This window comes from Kitasatospora sp. NPDC041988 (genome assembly GCF_055588525.1).
Genome location: NZ_JBVJCO010000001.1, coordinates 445,672 through 462,810, shown reverse-complemented (window position 1 = coordinate 462,810; position 17,139 = coordinate 445,672). Strand labels below are relative to the sequence as shown.

At 73.4% G+C, this 17,139-nt stretch carries 15 protein-coding genes; 10 read left to right on the top strand and 5 right to left on the bottom strand.

The features are described 5' to 3' along the window. Nucleotides 1-124: 124 nt before the first annotated feature. Nucleotides 125-1,705, bottom strand: coding sequence for a glycoside hydrolase family 64 protein (locus ACZ6NC_RS01925; RefSeq protein ID WP_465727919.1), 1,581 nt, complete (start codon nt 1,703-1,705; stop codon nt 125-127). 269 nt (nt 1,706-1,974) lie between these two features. Here ACZ6NC_RS01925 and ACZ6NC_RS01920 point away from each other — a divergent pair, with 269 nt between their 5' ends. From ACZ6NC_RS01920 to ACZ6NC_RS01910, 3 genes are all read left to right on the top strand, one after another. Beyond that, the gene (locus ACZ6NC_RS01920; RefSeq protein WP_465727917.1) at nt 1,975-2,337 is read left to right on the top strand and encodes a DUF1304 domain-containing protein; all 363 of its coding nucleotides are present in this window, start codon (nt 1,975-1,977) and stop codon (nt 2,335-2,337) included. Further along, nucleotides 2,334-2,888, top strand: a complete 555-nt coding sequence (locus ACZ6NC_RS01915; protein WP_465727915.1) for a TetR family transcriptional regulator — start codon at nt 2,334-2,336, stop codon at nt 2,886-2,888. Before ACZ6NC_RS01920 ends, ACZ6NC_RS01915 begins: the two co-directional genes overlap by 4 nt. A 180-nt stretch (nt 2,889-3,068) precedes the next feature. Next, nucleotides 3,069-3,542: a GreA/GreB family elongation factor gene (locus ACZ6NC_RS01910; RefSeq protein ID WP_465727913.1), complete on the top strand. Its 474-nt coding sequence runs from the start codon at nt 3,069-3,071 to the stop codon at nt 3,540-3,542. Between the two features lie 74 nt (nt 3,543-3,616). Here the strand turns inward: ACZ6NC_RS01910 and ACZ6NC_RS01905 are convergent, their stop codons facing one another. Continuing rightward, nucleotides 3,617-4,252, bottom strand: coding sequence for a DUF1345 domain-containing protein (locus ACZ6NC_RS01905; protein ID WP_465727911.1), 636 nt, complete (start codon nt 4,250-4,252; stop codon nt 3,617-3,619). Between the two features lie 208 nt (nt 4,253-4,460). Between ACZ6NC_RS01905 and ACZ6NC_RS01900 the strand changes: the two genes are divergently transcribed. Continuing rightward, nucleotides 4,461-6,794 (top strand): FdhF/YdeP family oxidoreductase, encoded by a 2,334-nt coding sequence (locus ACZ6NC_RS01900; RefSeq protein WP_465727909.1) that lies wholly within the window; start codon nt 4,461-4,463, stop codon nt 6,792-6,794. Between the two features lie 12 nt (nt 6,795-6,806). Here the strand turns inward: ACZ6NC_RS01900 and ACZ6NC_RS01895 are convergent, their stop codons facing one another. Continuing rightward, nucleotides 6,807-8,630: an FUSC family protein gene (locus tag ACZ6NC_RS01895; protein ID WP_465727907.1), complete on the bottom strand. Its 1,824-nt coding sequence runs from the start codon at nt 8,628-8,630 to the stop codon at nt 6,807-6,809. 171 nt (nt 8,631-8,801) lie between these two features. Here ACZ6NC_RS01895 and ACZ6NC_RS01890 point away from each other — a divergent pair, with 171 nt between their 5' ends. Further along, nucleotides 8,802-9,599 (top strand): N-formylglutamate amidohydrolase, encoded by a 798-nt coding sequence (locus ACZ6NC_RS01890; RefSeq protein ID WP_465727905.1) that lies wholly within the window; start codon nt 8,802-8,804, stop codon nt 9,597-9,599. Nucleotides 9,600-9,639: 40 nt separating this feature from the next. Here the strand turns inward: ACZ6NC_RS01890 and ACZ6NC_RS01885 are convergent, their stop codons facing one another. After that, on the bottom strand, nt 9,640-9,798 hold the full coding sequence (locus tag ACZ6NC_RS01885) for a hypothetical protein (RefSeq protein ID WP_465727903.1): 159 nt from the start codon (nt 9,796-9,798) through the stop codon (nt 9,640-9,642). Between the two features lie 15 nt (nt 9,799-9,813). On the opposite strand from ACZ6NC_RS01885, the gene ACZ6NC_RS01880 reads away from it, so the two are divergent. Further along, a complete protein-coding gene (locus ACZ6NC_RS01880; protein ID WP_465727901.1) occupies nt 9,814-9,993 on the top strand; it encodes a hypothetical protein in 180 nt (59 codons plus the stop codon). A gap of 176 nt (nt 9,994-10,169) precedes the next feature. Here the strand turns inward: ACZ6NC_RS01880 and ACZ6NC_RS01875 are convergent, their stop codons facing one another. Next, entirely contained in the window at nt 10,170-10,862 is a 693-nt protein-coding gene (locus tag ACZ6NC_RS01875; RefSeq protein WP_465727899.1) for a TetR/AcrR family transcriptional regulator, read from the bottom strand. Between the two features lie 169 nt (nt 10,863-11,031). On the opposite strand from ACZ6NC_RS01875, the gene ACZ6NC_RS01870 reads away from it, so the two are divergent. The 4 genes from ACZ6NC_RS01870 (at nt 11,032) to ACZ6NC_RS01855 (ending at nt 17,042) form a co-directional block, all read left to right on the top strand. Next, nucleotides 11,032-12,471 carry an MFS transporter gene (locus ACZ6NC_RS01870; RefSeq protein WP_465727897.1) on the top strand — a complete coding sequence of 480 codons (1,440 nt, stop codon included), beginning with the start codon at nt 11,032-11,034 and terminating at the stop codon, nt 12,469-12,471. A 262-nt stretch (nt 12,472-12,733) separates the two neighbouring features. Beyond that, nucleotides 12,734-14,632, top strand: a complete 1,899-nt coding sequence (locus ACZ6NC_RS01865; RefSeq protein WP_465727895.1) for an ABC transporter ATP-binding protein — start codon at nt 12,734-12,736, stop codon at nt 14,630-14,632. After that, on the top strand, nt 14,632-15,330 hold the full coding sequence (locus ACZ6NC_RS01860; protein WP_465728305.1) for a metal-dependent transcriptional regulator: 699 nt from the start codon (nt 14,632-14,634) through the stop codon (nt 15,328-15,330). The genes ACZ6NC_RS01865 and ACZ6NC_RS01860 overlap by 1 nt, the downstream gene beginning before the upstream one ends. After that, complete coding sequence (locus ACZ6NC_RS01855; RefSeq protein ID WP_465727893.1) at nt 15,327-17,042, top strand: ABC transporter ATP-binding protein; 1,716 nt, start codon at nt 15,327-15,329, stop codon at nt 17,040-17,042. Before ACZ6NC_RS01860 ends, ACZ6NC_RS01855 begins: the two co-directional genes overlap by 4 nt. Nucleotides 17,043-17,139 lie beyond the last annotated feature (97 nt).

Sequence of the window (17,139 nt, the reverse complement as noted above, 5' to 3'; positions counted from 1 at the left end):
GTTTTTCCGTTACGCCCGTGCCGCGTTCTTCCGCTCCCGTGGGATATTCTGATCCTGTCTCCCCCCCCCCTCCCCCCCCCCCCCCCCCCACCCCCCCCCCCCCCCCCCCCCCCCCGGGCCGGGTTCACCAGCCGATGCCGAGGGTCAGACCGGTCGGCGGGTTGGCATTGCCGAGGATCTGGACGGACGACTGGTCGTTGATGTCGTCGTACGGGAAGGCGTAGGAGCGGCCGCCGAGGCTGACGCCGTGCAGGTAGGCCGCGTAGTCGTTCCCGGCCACGCCGCTGCGGTAGTAGGCAGTGGGCCGGTACCACTCCGCCGGGGTGAGCGCGACCCCGCGGTGGAAGGCCGCGCACAGCTCGGCGCCGAGCTGCTTCTCGGTGTCGTTGCCGCTGGCCAGCGCGCCCGCGCAGGCCATCACGTCCGGCGAGGTGGGCTTGGCCAGGTGGAACGGCCCGGCGCCGTTCTTGGTGAAGGTCAGGGTGTTGCCGCCGACCCGCCCGGTGAAGGTCTCGCCGAGCCGGGTGAGGGTGAACTGGCCCGCCGTGAAGGTGGACCAGAACCGGTCGATCACCGGCTGGAGGTACCCCTGCTGCGCACCACCGGCCAGGAAGAGGTCGGACGAGCGCGGCGCGACGATCCGGTACGTGCCCTGCAGTGGGCGGAAGGCCGGCCCGACGGCCGCGGCGTAGCCGGCCATCACTTCGGCACGCGTCCGGGTGATCCCGGCGGTGGTGTCGTAGCCGCTGGACGACTGCTGGAGCCGGGCGGTCAGCGGGAAGCCGAATCCGTCGACCTGGGTGGTGTTGCCGCCGAACGCGACCTCGCCGTTGACGTAGGTGTACTCGTACCAGTCGTAGTAGACGTCGTTGTTGGGGTCGGCCGGGTTGCGCGGGTCCGGCCCGCCCCAGCCCTGGTCGTCGGGCGAGACGGGGATGAACAGGGGCGAGCCGAGCGAGATGTAGATCCGGCCGCCGCGGATCGAGGCCGGCGAGGGGACGGTGCGCGCCCGGTCGAGGGTGAAGGACATGTTCGGGTAGGCGGCGCCGTTCTTGGTCAGATGGCCGGGGGCCGTGGCATCGCGGTGGTCGATGTGCGCGGTCGTGCCGTCGGGCCTCAGGTAGGACCACTGGCCGGGGGTGACCATGCCGAGCACGGTCACGTAGACCTGGGAGTCGGGGTAGGCGCCCCGGGTGTTGTTGGCGAAGGTGAGCGGGAAGGTGCCGGGCCCGCCGCCCCCGCCCGGGGTACCCGGCCCGGACGAGCCGACGGTGAAGGTGAAGTGCGGGGTGTCGTGGAGCGGGCCCGACTTCTCGTAGGTGAACCAGTACTCCAGCGTGGAGCCGGCGGCCAGGCCGTCGGCGGTCTTCTGCCAGCTGCCCGCGCTCTGGGCCATCCGGAAGTCCTGCTGGCCGCCGGTGCTCGGCCGGTAGTGGACGTCGACGAGGGCGGCGGGGGTGGCCGGGGTGAAGGTGAACCGGACCGAGCCTGGGCCGGCGGTGGCCGCCGACTGGGTGTAGTCGGTGGCCGCCCGCGCGCCTGCCGCCGTCCAGAGGCCGGTGAGCAGGAGGGCGAGCACGGTGAGGGCGGCCACCGGCAGGCTGCGGAGCGGCCGGCGGCGGCGGGACGCCGGGCGGTGGTGGGACGCCGGGCGGTGGCCGGCGGCCTTCGGCGCGGGGGTGGGGGCGGGTGGGGGTGCCGTCATGGGGATGCCTTCCCTCGGCGCGGTGGGGGCGCGGCGGACGAGAGGGGAACGGGGACGGGGAACGGGGACGCGGAACGGGAGGAGCGCGCGGGGTGAGAGCGCTCTCAAGCGGTCGACACACTGTCCCGCCTTGGCCCGCCACGGTCAAGAGGTGAAGCAACGAACTTCTGCCTCAGTCAGGAGAGTTCACCTCTTGAACCAAGCAGGTTCGCCAACTTCCTGGACATGTGTCTATGATTGCTGGACAACAGTCCAGAAGGGAGCCTGTCATGAGCATCGTGGCGAACACACTGGTGGGCCTGGTGGCCGCACTGCACGGATACATCCTGGTGCTGGAGATGTTCCTCTGGGAGCGCGCGCCCGGCCGGGGACTCTCCGGCTTCGACGCGCCGATGGCCAAGGCCACCGCACCGCTGGCCGCCAACCAGGGCCTCTACAACGGCTTCCTGGCCGCCGGCCTAGTCTGGGGCCTGGTCGCCGACGACCCGACCGGCTTCAGCGTCCAGGTCTTCTTCCTGTCCTGCGTGGTCGTGGCAGGCCTCTACGGCGCGGCGACCGCCAACCGCCGGATCCTCTTCGCCCAGGCCCTGCCCGGTGCCCTCGCGCTCGCCGCCGTCCTGGCCGCCCGATGAGCGACGCACGGGCCGACCGCACCCGGGCCCGGCTCCGCGCCGCGCTGCTCGCCGAGTGCGCCGAACGCCCGCTGGCCGAGGTGAGCGTGGCCGCCGTGGTCCGGCGGGCGGCCGTCGGGCGGGCCACCTTCTACCTCCACTACGAGGACCTCCAGGCCCTCGCCGTGGACGCCTGCGCCGAGGTCGTCCGGGACGCCGTCGATGCCCTGCACGCCTGGCGCGGCACCCCCGACCCCGCCGCCCCGCCACCCGCCCTGACCGCCTTCCTCGCCGACGTCGACCGGCACGCGGCGGTCTACCGCTCCCTGCTCCGGCCCGGCGGCGCCGGCCCGCTGGGCGACCTCCTCCACCGCGAGCTCCGCGAACGCAGCCGCACCGAAAGGCAGTTGGCCGGCGCCCCGCACCCCGACCTGGTCGCCACCGCGGTCGCCGCGACCTTCACCGCCCTGCTCGCCGACTGGCTCCACGCCCTGGTACCGGCCACCCCGGCCGAACTCGCCGCCTACAGCTGGCGCCTGCTGATCTCGCTCCATCGCACACCGTTCACCTGAGCGGCGGCGGTCCCCCGGGCCTGGCGAGACCGGGCCGGGCCGCGACGCGCCGGTCCGGTCCGGTCCCGTCCGGTGGCCCCGGCCCGCCACCGCGGTCCGGCGAGTTGCCTGATATGTTCGAAAAACGCCGCAATCGTTCTGCGGCACTCACCCGTGCCGCCTGCCCCACAGGAGCCAGGAATGACCGGTGAAGCAGAGCCCATCAGCGCCGTCGCCCGCGAGGCACTCGAACGCGAGCTCACCGAACTGCGCACCGACCGCGAGAAGGTCGCCGCCACCCTGCGGGGCGGCGAGGAGGTGGGCGACCGGGCGGACCAGGCCGACGAACTGCAGCGCGCCACGGAACTCGACCGCCTGGACGCCCGCATCGCCGAGATCGACGGACGCCTGCGTCAGGCCGCCGTGGCGGGCCCTCCCCGCACCGACGCGGTCGGCGTGGGCAGCACCGTGACGGTGCGGTTCGCGGACGGCACGGAGACCACCGTCCAGGTCGGCCAGCTCGCCGAGGCACTGGACCGGCCCCTGGTCACCACCGACAGCCCGCTCGGCCGCGCCCTGATCGGCCGCCACGCCGGCGACACCGTCAGCTACGAGGCGCCCGGGGGTCGGACGACCGCCGTCGTACTGTCCCTCGGCGACGCGAACGACGGGTGACGACGGACGACGGTCAGCGACGGGCGGCTTGGGAGGACGGGCGACGGGGCGGCCCCTGCGGCACCGTCCACCCGTCAGCCCGTGACGATGCCGGCCACCAGGTTGATGGTCGTGGCCAGGATGCTGGCGCCGAACACGTAGGACAGCAGGCAGTGCCGGAGGATGATGGCGCGGAGCGTGGAGCTGGAGACGCCGGTGTCGGAGACCTGGTAGGTCATCCCGAGGTTGTAGCTGAAGTACAGGAAGTCGCTGTACCGGGGCGGGTCGTCGGTGTTGAAGTCGATCCCGCCCCCGGGCGGCAGGTAGTAGAGGTACGCGTAGCGGGTGGCGTACATCAGGTGCAGTGCCGCCCAGGCCATGAACACGCCGCAGAGCGCCGTCGCCGCGGCTGCCTGGCTCAGGTCCGACTTGCCGACCAGGAGCAGCACCACGATCCCGACCAGTCCGCACAGGGCGGCCGCGACGACGGCGAGTTCCTCGACGACGGGCCGGAACTCCTCACGCCCGACGTTGCGCTGGGTGCTGGTGGCGTTCATCGGCCACAGGACGAGCCACCCCGCCACCACGAAGACCGTCTCCGCCACGGCGATACCGGCGAGGATTCCCAGCGGCGGGTTGGTCGGCACACCGACGGCCACGCCGGCAGCCGCTCCGAGGACCACCGAGCCGGCGAGCCGGGGAACGGCGGAAAGCACCAACCGGTGGTTCATGGGGGCCTCGGGACGCAGCGCGATCGGATGCGGACGGAGAGCGGGCAGCGTCAGCGTATCCGCACGTGCACCCGGGTGCAGCCCGGCCGTAGGAGGACGCCCGTGCGGAGGGTCCACCGCGCCGCCGGGAATCGAATGGCGCGCCCGGAGCGGCGGGCATAGCCTGCCCGAAACGCCCGACAGCGCTGTTTTGTCCCGTCATGCCCGCATGGTGGAAGGGTTGAGAGTCGTGAGCACCAACAGTGACGAACAGGAACCCCTGGAGGCCACCGTGGGGCCCGCCCCCGAGGGCGATCCGGAGTTCCACCCCTACCACCACCCCGCCGCCGGCTGGGGTGCGGCCAAGAGCGTGAGCCGCTTCATGGTGCGCGAGGGCGCCCTGGTGGACGGCCCGCGGGCGATCATGCGGATGAACCACGAGAACACCGGGTTCGACTGCCCAGGGTGCGCCTGGCCGGACGACACCAAGGGCCTGCACCTGGACATCTGCGAGAACGGGATCAAGCACGTCACCTGGGAGATGACCCGCAAGCGGGTCGGGCGCGAGTTCTTCGCCGCCCACTCGGTGACCGAGCTGTCCGGCTGGAGCGACTACGACCTCGAGAACCAGGGCCGGCTGACCGAGCCGATGGTCTACGACCCCGCGACGGACCACTACGTCCCGATCAGCTGGAAGGCGGCCTTCGAGGTGGTCGGCCGCGCCCTGCGTGGGCTGGACGACCCCAACCAGGCCTCCTACTACACCTCCGGCCGGCTCGGCAACGAGGCCACCTTCCTCTACCAGTTGATGGCCCGCGAACTGGGCACCAACAACCTGCCGGACTGCTCCAACATGTGTCACGAGGCCAGCGGCCGCGCCCTCCAGGCGTCCCTGGGCACCGGCAAGGGGACCGTCGACCTCAAGGACTGGGAGAGCGCCGACGCGCTGTTCATCCTGGGGGTCAACGCCGCCTCCAACGCGCCCCGGATGCTCACCGCCCTGGCCGAGGCCTACCACCGCGGCGCCCGGATCGTGCACGTCAACCCGCTCGTCGAGGCGGCGGCCACCCGCACCATCATTCCCCACGACATGGTGGACATGGCCCTCTTCAGGCCGACCCGCACCAGCACCCTGAACCTCCAGCCGCGCATCGGCGGCGACATGGCCCTGCTGCGCGGCATGGCCAAGGCGATCCTGGAGCAGTCGGCCTCCGACCCCAAGGCCCTGGACCGGGAGTTCATCGACCGCCACACCGCCGGCTTCGAGGAGTACCGCGCGCTGTGCGAGGCCACGCCGTGGGAGGAGCTCGAGAAGCAGTCCGGGCTGACCCGCGCCGACATCCTCAAGGCGGCGCGCGTGTACGGCGAGGCCGACCGCTCCATCATCAGCTGGTGCCTCGGGCTCACCCAGCACGAACACGGCGTCGACACCGTCCGGGAGATCGTCAACCTGCTGCTGCTCCGCGGCAATCTGGGCCGGGAGGGCGCGGGCCCCTCCCCCGTACGCGGGCACAGCAACGTCCAGGGCAACCGCACCTGCGGCATCGACCACCGCCCCGGCGACGCGTTCCTGGACCGCCTCGCCGAGGTCTGCGGGATCAGGCCGCCGCGCGAGCACGGCCTGGACACCGTCAACACCCTCAAGGCGATGCACAGCGGCGATGTGAAGGTGTTCGTCTGCATGGGCGGCAACTTCGCCCTCGCGGCGCCCGACACCCCGTACACCTACGCGGCGCTGCGCTCCTGCGACCTCACCGTCCAGGTGAGCACCAAACTGAACCGCAGCCACGTCGTCCACGGCCGGCAGGCGCTCATCCTGCCGTGCCTCGGCCGCACCGAGAAGGACCACCAGCGCAAGGGCATCCAGAGCACCTCGGTCGAGGACTCGATGAGCATGGTCCACCTGTCGGTCGGCATGAAGCGCCCCGCCTCGCCGCACCTGCTGTCCGAGCCGGCCATCGTCGCCGGCATGGCCCGCGCCGCCCTGCCCGACAGCGGGACGCCGTGGGAGTGGTACATCGAGGACTACGACCGCATCCGCGACACCATGGCCCAGGTCCTCGACGGCTTCGAGGACCTCAACCGCCGGGTGCGCCTGCCGCTCGGCTTCCGCATCCGGCAGCCCGCCCGTGAGCTGGTCTTCCTCACCCCGTCCGGGCGCGCCGAGTTCTCCGCCGCCGCCCTGCCCGACGTCGTCCCCGCCCCCGGCACGCTGGCCCTGGGCACGATGCGGTCCCACGACCAGTGGAACACCACCATCTACTCCGACAACGACCGCTACCGCGGCATCAAGAACCTGCGCACGCTCGTCTTCATGAACCGCGCCGACATGCGCGAACGCGGGATCGCCGACCTCGGCCCCGTCGACATCACGAGCACCGCGAGGGACGGCAGCAAGCGGTCCCTCAACGGCTACCTCGCCATCCCCTACGACATCCCCCGCGGCTGCGCGGCCGGTTACATGCCGGAGATGAACGTGCTCTGCGCGATCGGCGACTACAGCACCCAGAGCGACCAGCCGATCATGAAACACGTCAAGGTCACCATCGACCCCACCGCCTGACGGCAGGCCGGCTCACCGCCGGTGCACGAACCGCTCCAGGAGAAGGTAGGCACGCCGCTCCGCGGCGGCGAGCTCGGTCGGATCGATCTCGGCCGGCCAGAGTTCGCCCGCCGCGGCGTCGTCGGCCTCGTGCAACTCCACCACGGCCGCCGCCAGATGTGTCTGGACGACCGGGAACGACGACTCCAGGCGTTCGCGCAACGCGTGCTCGGCATGCTCGGACGCCTCCGTGCACGCGGCCAGCGCGCGCTCCGCCCGGACCGCCGCACGGTCGTGGACCACCACGAGCGCACAGGCCAGCGCGATGACGATCCCCAGGATGCTGGCCAGCGCCCGGTCCGTGACGAGGGCCTCGGCCGGTGAGGGAGCGACCAGGTCGGTCAGCAGCAGCGCCAGCGGTGTGAGGAAGACGACGCCGAGACCGTAGTTGCGGGCCACGACGTACTCCAGCAGGAACTCCAGCAGCACGATCACCAGGACGAGCACCACCGGACCGGGGTGCGCGGCCAGTACGCCGAGCGCGAGCGCCAGTCCGGCGACCGTGCCCAGGGTGCGCTGGACGGCGCGCTGGGTCGCCGTCCGGACGTTGACCGAGTGCAGCACAGCGGCAGCGGAGATCGCCGCCCAGTAGCCGTGACCGAGGCCCAGGAGAAGGGCCGCCCCTCCCGCCAGCCCGGTGCCGAGGACCATCCGCAGGGCGGGAACGAGCAGGACCGACGCGTGACCGGGGCCGCCCCGCCACCGCCCCGCCACCAGCTGCCCCGTCACCAGCTGTGCGGCGCGCAGTTCGGTGGCGCGCCGGGTGGTGGGACCGGCCGGGGCCGGGTCGGGGCCCGCCGCGGGGCCGGGGCCGGCCCGGGTGACCGCGGCCAGCAGCGACAGCTCGGGCAGCAGCGGCGGATCCCGGTGGCGACGGCTCACCAGCAGGCGGACCTGGCCGCGCAGGTGCCGGGACAGGCCGGTGGGGTCGTCCGGCGGCCGGCGGACCGAGCCGATCAGCAGCGACCAGGAGAGGTCGGTCAGGCGCAGGCACGTACCGCCCCGGCCGCCCCACTCGGCCGCGGTCGGCGGCATGACGCCCAGCGTCCGGTACGCCTGCAGAACGGCGGCGGTCGCCCGGTGCCGGGCGGGCCTGGTTCCGCCGCCCGCGACCGTGCCGCCCGCACCGGTCGACTCCCACAGCCCGGCCAGCTCGCGCAGGGCCCCGGCCACGGCGAGCCGCTGCGGACGGTCCGGGTGGACCAGCCAGCCCGCCACGGCCAGGGCCCAGGCCACGGCCGCCCCCAGGGCGGCCAGGCCGGCCTGGGGGAGGATGTCGGCCGGGCGCGGCGAGCCGTTGGCCGCCACGGTGAAGGAGAAGAGCAGCAGCACCGCGCCCAGCCCGCTCAGCCGCGCCGCGTCGCAGGCGAACTTCGCCGCACCGGCCACCACGGCCATCGCCGCGACCACCACGGCGGCGCCCGCTCCCCCGTCCTGCGGATGGGCCCACGCGGCGAGCGCCGAGCCGCAGCCGACGCACGCCGTCATGGCCACCGCGACCAGCGCGAGTGCGCGGGCGCGGCGCGGGTAGGGCAGGTTGTGGCCGAACGTGGTGGTGAAGGAGCCCAGCATCGCGTAGACGGCCTGCTCGGCCCGCCCGGCCAGGGCCATCGGCACCGCCGGCAGCGCCATCGCCAGCGCGGCGCGCAGCGCGAAGGACAGGGCGCCGTCCACGCTCTTCAACGCGAGCGCGCCCCGCGGCGAGAGCGCACGCGCCACCCGGGCCGCCACCCGCCGCCGGCCGCTCCCCCGGGTGCTCGGCCCGCGCCGCCCCGGGGAGCCCGGAATGTTCGTCATGAGGGAGATCCTGGGAGGGAGGGGGCCGGTACGCGGTTCGGCGCGCCGGGGAGCCCCGGCCGCCTCCCCGGCGCCCCCTCCACCTCGCCCCCTGGCCGCAGCGAGCCGGCTGTCAGACGGACATGATGAGGTGACACCTCATCAACAGGACCGACACACAGCGAGGGACAGATGACCGACGCCTCCGTCTCCTTCAGGCTCCACCCCGGATCGCCCGACTCCCCCGTGATCCTCCACGTCCCGCACTCCTCCCGAGCGATACCGGCCGACGTCCGCGCCGGGATCGTGCCGGACGACCAGGCGCTCGCGCGGGAACTGGACCACATCACCGACGCGCACACGGCGGAGATCGCCGCCGCGGCGGCAGCGGCAGCGCGCGTCACTCCCTGGCGGTTCGTCAACCGGCTCTCCCGCCTCGTCATCGACCCCGAGCGCTTCCCCGACGAGCGCGAGGAGATGCTGGCCGCCGGCATGGGGGCGGTCTACACCCGGACCACGCACCGCGAGGAGCTCCGCCCGGCCGGCTTCGACGGGCAACCGCTGCTGGAGCGCTACTTCCACCCGTACGCGGAGGCGGTGACGGCCGCGGTCGCGGAACGCCTCGAAGCGGTCGGGCGCGCGGTGGTCATCGACGTCCACTCGTACCCGACGAAGGCCCTGCCGTACGAGCTGCACGGCGACGGGCCGCGGCCGCCGATCTGCCTCGGCACGGACCCCTTCCACACGCCCGCCGCCCTGCTCGACGCGGCGCAGCAGGCGTTCGCGGGCTTCGGCGGCACCGGTCTGGACAGCCCGTTCGCCGGGACGTACGTGCCGCTGCGGTACTACGGGAAGGCCGCGAACGTCAGCGCGCTCATGGTGGAGATCCGCCGCGACCTCTACATGGACGAGCCCGGTGGCCCGGCGGGCCCCGGGCTCGACGCCCTGGCGGGCGCGCTGGCCGACCTCGTCGAGCGGGCCTCCGCCTGACCGGCCCCCGGGGCCGCTGGGCCGGCCTGGGCCCGGCGGCCTACTGGATGCTCCAGCGGTGCGGGTGGCCCGGGTCGGTGGGGCAGGCGAAGACGTTGAGCTCGCCCCAGCGGCCCACGGTCACCTCGGTGGGCGTCGCGTGCGGGTGCGGGGGCAGGTCGTGTTGCTCCAGTGGTTTCCAGCTGCCGCTGCCGCGCAAAGCCGCAGCCGCCGCGTGACCCGCACCGCCCCCGCCGAGTCCGCGGAGCTCGCCGCTTTCCTTCGCGGCCTGGCCGACTCATTCACCACCGCCGACACAGCGGTCGACCAGGCCGTGAACACCCACTACGGCTTCGACACCGCCATCGACTTGATCATCTGCTCGCCGGAACACCAAGCGGACAAGCTGACCTGATACGCCGACATGCCACCGCGGGCGGGTGCCGTCGGTTCCGGCACCCGCCCAGGCGCGTTCTGCCAATGGCACCCATCCGGCCCGGCTCCGACCCGCCTTCTATGCGAGCTCCACGCTGGCCACCGCTGACGGCAGGGGCGGGGCGGCGCCCGCCGGAGTAACGGGATCGCGGCCGCTCATCCGCCGCCGTGCGGGGGCGCCGGGGTCGTGGCCCGCGCGAGCAGGCCGTCGACGAACGTGCGGAGTGTCTCCGGGTAGATGTCCCGCGCGGCCAGTCCGGCCCACTGGTCGGCGACGGCGGCCAGGTGGGGCACCTGGGACGCGTCGAAGGAGTCGCGGAAGGTCAGGTGCTGGCTGTCGGTGAGCCGTCGGGCGGTGTGGGCGCGGACGAGGACCTCGCCGACGGTGTAGTACCAGACGCTGCGGAAGACGTCGACGGACTGTGCGGGTGTGCAGCCGTGGTCGTCGGCGCCGGCCAGGACGGCTTCGACCATCCATAGGGCCGACTCGTCGAGGAGGCCGACGAAGCCGTCGGCGGAGAGGACCTCTGCGGCCCACGGCCAGGCGGCGAGGGCGTCCCGCATCGCGACGGCGGCCACGACGATGCGCTCGCCCGGGTCACTGGGCAGCTGGGGGGGTTCGACCTCGCCGGCGTAGTGGTTGAGCAGCAGGATCAGCAGGTCGTCCTTGTTGCGGATGTGGTGGTACAGCGTGGTCGCCCCGATGCCGATCTCGGCGGCCAGCCGACGGACGGTCAGCTTCTCCCAGCCGTCCTGGTCGATGAGTCGGCGGGCCGCCTCCAGGATCTGCGCACGGGAGGTGACGGGTGGCCGGCCGGTGCGGCCGTGCGGTGCGGGCGGTCGGGACATCGCCCCATCATGCCCTCCCGCCGGTCGCCGCGGCGAGCCGGGTACGGGTCGGAGTCCGATCGCGGGTCCGAGCGTGTTTCGGCCGTCCCGTGTTCACAACGGCCGATCTCGGGTGCTACTTTCGGAACATGTTCCGAAAGTCGGGACGATGGTGGGGACGGAGTGTGCGATGACAATCGGTTCGGGGGCTCGGCCAGGGCTTGTGCTTGCCGTGGTGGCCGTTGTGCAGTTCATGGTGTCGCTGGATCTGTCGGTTGTGAACGTCGGCCTCCCGGAGATCGCCACGGGCCTCGGCTTCAGCGCGGTGGGCCTGACCTGGGTGATCCACGCCTATGCGCTCACCTTCGGCGGGCTGCTGCTCCTCGGTGGCAAGGCCGCCGACCGGTACGGCCGCAAGCGGGTGCTGCTGATCGGGCTCGGCCTGTTCGGCCTCGCCTCGCTCGTCGGCGGCTTCGCCCAGGAGCCGGGCCATCTGATCGCCGCCCGGGCCGCGCAGGGCGTCGGGGCCGCCGCGCTGGCCCCGGCCGCACTCGCGATGCTGGCCACGACGTTCCCCGCCGGCAAGGCCCGCGTGCGGGCGTTCGGCGTGTGGAGCGCGATGAACGCCGCCGGAGGCGCCCTCGGCGTCCTGATCGGCGGCCTGCTCACCGAGTACGTCGGCTGGCGCTGGGTGATGTTCGTGAACGTGCCGATGGCCGCCGGCGCGCTCGCCCTGGCCTGGCGCGGCATCAGCCCCGGCCTGCCGACCGCCCGCGGCGGACGTCCGGACGTGCTCGGCGCCGTCCTCGCCGCGACGGGCATGACGCTGCTGGTGTTCGGCATCGTCCGCACCGACCAGTACGCGTGGACCTCGCCGACCACCCTGACGACCCTGGCGGTAGCCGTCGCGCTGCTGGCCGCGTTCGTCCACGTCGAGCGGACCACGGCCCGCGAACCGCTGGTCCGCCTCGGCCTGCTCGCCAACCGCTCGGTCGTCGGGGCGAACGCCTTCAATCTCCTGGTCGGCGCGGCCATGGCCTCGGCCTTCTACTTCATGTCGCTCTACCTCCAGCGGGTCCTCGGGACGGGGCCGGCGCTGACCGGGGTGATGTTCCTGCCGTTCGCCCTCGGAGTGGTCGCCGGGTCCGTACTCGCCGTCAAGCTCGGCTACCGTCTCGCTCCCCGCACCGTCCTGGTCGTCGGCGCGCTCCTGACCGCAGCCGGGTTCGCCTGGTTCGGCCTGATCAGCCCGGACGGCGCCTTCAGCACCGATGTCCTGGGCCCCTCGACCGTCGCCAGTGTCGGCTTCGGCCTCTGCCTGGGACCGATCGTCTCCACCGCCACCGCCGGCGTCGCGCCCCACGAGACCGGCACCGCATCGGGCCTGCTCAACAGCTCGCGCCAGATCGGCGCCTCGCTCGGGCTGGCGGTCCTCGGCACCGCCGCCCAGCGCCGCACCGGCCAAAGCGCCACACCCGAGGCCCTCAACGGCGGATACGCGCTCGGCCTGACCCTGTGCGCCACGCTCCTGGCCGCCGCAGCCCTCGTCGCCCTCACCGTTCTGCGGCGCACCGGCGCTCCGGCGCAGGACGAGCAGGACGAGCGCGATCCGGTCCCCGCCCGGCACTGACCACCCGGAACTGGCCGCCCGGCACCGACCGGACGAACCCGCCGCAGGCCCCGGCGCGCCCGCTGTCAGGACCGGCCGCGCCCCCGGGCGGTGCCGCAGCCGCGGGCGGGCACGCCGACCGGGGGCGCCACGGCGTGAGCACCGCACCGACGGCGACGAACGGTCACCCGCCACGAGCACGCAGGTGACCCCAGCAAGCACGGCCGACGGCCTGACCAGGGCGGGCCCGGCCACGACGAGACCGACGAAGGACGAAGACGCGATGACGATGACCACCACCGACCCTGCCAGGACGAGAGAGCAGGCCACACCGCCACCGGATGCCGGGCCTGTGGCCGGACACGGCGTGGCGGGGCTGCTGCGCCCCTTCGCCTTACGTTTCGCCGCTGTCGTCGTCCTGCAGGTGATCGGCGCCGTCGCGGGCCTGGTGCCGCTGCTGGCGGTCGTCGAACTGGGCCGCACACTGCTGTCGCCCGGCCCGGTCGACCACGGCCAGGTCCGGACCGTCGTGATCGCCGGCGCGGCCGGCCTGTTCGTCCGGCTGCTGTTCACCGCCGCGTCGTCCGGGATCGGGCACCTGCTCGACGACCAGGTGCAGCTGTCGCTGCGTCGGCAACTCGCCGCCCGGCTGGGGCGCGTCCCGATCGGCTGGTTCTCGCGGCGCCGAACCGGCGAGCTGGCCAAGGTGGTGGGGGAGGACGTCAGCGCCGTGCACCCGTTCATCGCCCACGCCCCCGGCGAGCTCGTCTCCGCGTTCGTCGTCCCGCTGGTGTCGCTGGTCTACCTGTTCACCGTCGACTGGCGGCTCACCCTGATCACCCTGACACCGGTGGTGCTGGCACTGGCGCTGGTCCCGCGGTTGATGACCCCGGCCCGGCAGCGCGAGCAGGCGGACCTCGACCGGGCCATGGGGCGGATCGCCGACTCGGCCGTCGAGTTCGTCCAGGGGATCGCCGTGGTCAAGGCGTTCGGCGCAGGCGAGCGCGCCCACCACAGGTTCCGTACCGCCGCGGACGACTTCACCGACATCTTCCAGCGGGTGGTGCACTCGCTCTCCGGCATCGGTGCGGGTATGCAGGTGCTGCTGTCGCCGCCGTTCGTGCTGCTGGTCGTGCTGACCGGCGGTGCCACCCTGATCACCACCGCCGACCTGGCCCCCGCCGACCTGCTGCCCTTCCTGCTGCTCGGACTGGGCCTGACCGCTCCGATGGCCGCGCTCTTCCACGGCTTCGACGACCTGCAGGCCGCTCGGCGCGCGGTCGGCCGGATCCGGGACGTGCTCGCCGTCGAGCCGCTGCCCGAGCCCGCGTGTCCGCGCGCAGCACAGGGCCACCGGGTGGAGCTGCGCGGCGTCCGGTTCGGCTACGACACCGAGCACGAGGTGCTGCGCGGCATCGACCTGGTACTCGAACCGGGGACGGTCACCGCGATCGTCGGACCGTCCGGCAGCGGGAAGTCCACACTGGTCCAGCTGCTGCCCCGGTTCTTCGACCCCTCCCACGGCTCGGTCCTCCTCGGCGGCGTCGACCTGCGCGAGCTCGGCAGCCGGGAACTCCACCGGACGGTCTCCTTCGTCTTCCAGGACGTCCGCCTGCTGCGCGCCCCGGTCGCGGACAACATCGCAATCGCCGTGCCGCACGCCGGCCTCGACGACGTGGTACGCGCCGCTCGGCTCGCCGGCATTCACGACCGCATCCTCGAACTGCCGCGCGGATACCGGACGGTGATCGGCGACGAGGCCGGCCTGTCGGGCGGCGAGGCACAGCGGATCTCGCTCGCCCGCGCCCTGCTCGCCGACACGCCCGTCCTGGTGCTCGACGAGGCCACCGCCTTCGCCGACCCGCAGACCGAACAGGCGGTGCGCCGGTCCCTGGCGGCCCTGCGGGGCGACCGGACGACCCTGGTCATCGCCCACCGCCTGGAGACGGTCGCCGACGCCGACACCGTCGTGGTGCTGGAGCACGGGGAGATCGTCGAGCGCGGCACACCCGCCGAACTGCGGGCGCAGGACGGGAAGTTCGCCGCCTTCTGGCGGCACCACACGGCAGCGGCCGCCGACGGGAGCGGCTCGGCCACCGACGGCAGCGGTCCGGCCACGCCGCCCGAACGGGCCTGGGCACCGCCCGCCGGCGGGAACGCGAAGGGGGAGGAACGCCCATGATGACGCACAGCCTGGTCGATCCGACGGAGATGTACCTGCGGACCATCTTCGAGCTGGAGGAGGAAGGGGTGGTGCCACTGCGGGCGCGGATCGCCGAACGACTGCGGCAGAGCGGGCCCACCGTCTCCCAGACCGTCGCCCGGATGCAGCGCGACGGCCTGGTACGGCTGGCCGGCGACCGGCGGCTGGTGATGACCGAGCCGGGCCGCCGGCGGGCCGTGCGGGTGATGCGCAAGCACCGCCTCGCCGAATGCCTGTTGGTGGACGTGATCGGCCTTCAGTGGGAGGACGCCCACGTCGAGGCCTGCCGCTGGCAGCACGTGATGTCCGACGCGGTGGAGCGCCGCCTGACGGACCTCCTCGGCCACCCCACCACCTGCCCGCACGGCAGTCCGATACCCGGGTCGGATCCGAACGGCGCCGTCCTCGACCCCTGCGTCACCATGACGGACGCGGCCACCGCCGCGGAGAGCACGGTGACGGTCGTCCGGATCGGCGAAGTGCTCCAGAACGACCCCGCGGTCCTGCTGCGCCTGAAGCACGCCGGGATACGACCCCACCAGCAGGTCACGGTCACGGCGACCGCCGACGGCGTGCGGATCACCGGCGACGGGCAGGCCACCATCCCCCGCGCACTCAGCGACCACATCTTCGTGGAAACCCACGGCCGCGCACTGCCAGGAGACGAACCCCGATGATCCGCATGCTGCTCCGGGTACTGGGACACGAGTACGCCCGACCGATGCGCCGCACCGTGGCCCTGATGACGACGACCGCGCTGGCCGAGGGCCTGTCCTACGCCCTGCTGGTCCCGCTGCTGCGGGCACTGCTCGGCAGCACACCCGACGACGCCTGGCCCTGGCTGACCGCCTTCGGCGCCGCGGTCGCGCTCTGCGCCACGCTGCGCTACGTCAGCGACCGGTCCGGATTCCGCGTCGGCGTCGAGCTGCTGCGCGGCATGTACCACCGCCTCGGAGACCACCTGGCCCGGCTGCCCGTCGGCTGGTACCGCGCAGACCGCGTCGGGCAGGTGTCCGCCCTGGCAGGCCAGGGCGTCCTGCAGGCGATGAGCGCGATCGCGCACCTGCTGGCACCGTCCGTCTCCGCCTGCGTGACACCCCTGACGATCGTCGCCGTGATGCTCGCCTTCAACTGGCAGATGGGGCTGGCCGCGCTGGCCGCCGTACCGGTCGTGGCCGCGATCCAGGTCCGGACGGGACGCTCGACGGCCGCCGCCGACGAGCAGCGCGCCGCACGCGACCAGCAGGCCACCGGGCGCGTCGTCGAGTACCTCCAGGCCCAGCCGGTGCTGCGCGCCGGCGGCCGGACCGCCGAGCGGTTCCGGCTGCTGGACGACGCACTGCAGGACGTTCGGCGCGCCTCCCGCCGCACCACGCTGTCGGCGCTACCCGGCGCACTGGGCCTGGGGCTGACGGTCCAGGGGGTGTTCACCGCGCTGCTCGTCCTGGGCGCCCACCTCGCCCTCGGCGATAGCGCCGGTCCGGCGGAGGTGCTGACGATCCTGGTGCTGGCCGCCCGCTGTGCGGATCCGCTGCTGTCGCTGACGGACATCGCCGGCAAACTGCGCACCGCCCGTTCCGAGCTGGCGAGACTCGACACCGTGCTGCGCACCGATCCGCTGCCGCAGGCCCGCGAACCGCTCCAGCCGGTCGGCCACGGCCTGGAGTTGACGTCCGCCGCCTTCCGGCACGGCACCCGCACGGTGCTCGACGGCGTGTCACTGACCGTCCCCCAGGGGCAGCGGCTCGCCGTCGTCGGACCCTCAGGTGCGGGCAAGAGCACCCTGCTGCAACTGCCCGCACGGTTTCACGACGTGGACGCGGGCACGGTGCGCGTCGGAGGCGCGGACGTGCGCGCGATCAGCCCCGAGGTCCTGGCGGCGCAGTTCGCCATCGTCTTCCAGGACGTCTACCTCTTCGACGGCACGATCGAGGAGAACGTGCGCCTGGGCCGTCCCGACGCCGACGACGCCGAGGTACGGGCGGCGGCGACCGCAGCACGACTGGACGAGGTCATCGAGCGGCTGCCCCACGGTTGGGCGACCAACGTCGGCGAGGGCGGCGCACGGCTCTCGGGCGGCGAACGCCAGCGGGTCTCGATCGCCCGGGCGCTGCTGAAGAACGCGCCCGTCGTGCTCCTCGACGAGGTCACCTCCGCACTGGACCCGGTCAACGAGGCCGCCGTCCACGAAGGCATCGAACGCCTGATGGCGGGCCGGACCGTCGTGATGGTGGCGCACCGGATGCGGACCGTCCGACGCGCCGATCGCGTCGTCTTCCTGGACGACGGCCGCATCGTCGAGGAGGGCAGCCACGACGAGCTCCTGCGCCGCGGTGGCCGCTACGCCGAGTTCTGGAACCTCTCCCTGGCGCCGGCGGCGCGTCCGTGAGCGGCCCCGGGGGGGGGGGGGGGGGGGGGGGGGGGGCAGGGGGGGGGGGGGGGGGGGGGGGGGGGGGGGGGGGAGGGGGGGGGGGGGGGGGGGCGTA

Excerpts from the sequence above, each read along its gene's own strand:
- ACZ6NC_RS01875 (WP_465727899.1), bottom strand. The coding sequence starts at position 10,862 with ATGTCCCGACCGCCCGCACCGCACGGCCGCACCGGCCGGCCACCCGTC.
- ACZ6NC_RS01895 (WP_465727907.1), bottom strand. The coding sequence starts at position 8,630 with ATGACGAACATTCCGGGCTCCCCGGGGCGGCGCGGGCCGAGCACCCGG.
- ACZ6NC_RS01905 (WP_465727911.1), bottom strand. The coding sequence starts at position 4,252 with ATGAACCACCGGTTGGTGCTTTCCGCCGTTCCCCGGCTCGCCGGCTCG.
- ACZ6NC_RS01855 (WP_465727893.1), top strand. The coding sequence starts at position 15,327 with ATGATCCGCATGCTGCTCCGGGTACTGGGACACGAGTACGCCCGACCG.
- ACZ6NC_RS01910 (WP_465727913.1), top strand. The coding sequence starts at position 3,069 with ATGACCGGTGAAGCAGAGCCCATCAGCGCCGTCGCCCGCGAGGCACTC.
- ACZ6NC_RS01900 (WP_465727909.1), top strand. The coding sequence starts at position 4,461 with ATGGTGGAAGGGTTGAGAGTCGTGAGCACCAACAGTGACGAACAGGAA.
- ACZ6NC_RS01860 (WP_465728305.1), top strand. The coding sequence starts at position 14,632 with ATGACGCACAGCCTGGTCGATCCGACGGAGATGTACCTGCGGACCATC.
- ACZ6NC_RS01870 (WP_465727897.1), top strand. The coding sequence starts at position 11,032 with ATGACAATCGGTTCGGGGGCTCGGCCAGGGCTTGTGCTTGCCGTGGTG.
- ACZ6NC_RS01915 (WP_465727915.1), top strand. The coding sequence starts at position 2,334 with ATGAGCGACGCACGGGCCGACCGCACCCGGGCCCGGCTCCGCGCCGCG.
- ACZ6NC_RS01890 (WP_465727905.1), top strand. The coding sequence starts at position 8,802 with ATGACCGACGCCTCCGTCTCCTTCAGGCTCCACCCCGGATCGCCCGAC.
- ACZ6NC_RS01865 (WP_465727895.1), top strand. The coding sequence starts at position 12,734 with ATGACGATGACCACCACCGACCCTGCCAGGACGAGAGAGCAGGCCACA.
- ACZ6NC_RS01920 (WP_465727917.1), top strand. The coding sequence starts at position 1,975 with ATGAGCATCGTGGCGAACACACTGGTGGGCCTGGTGGCCGCACTGCAC.
- ACZ6NC_RS01925 (WP_465727919.1), bottom strand. The coding sequence starts at position 1,705 with ATGACGGCACCCCCACCCGCCCCCACCCCCGCGCCGAAGGCCGCCGGC.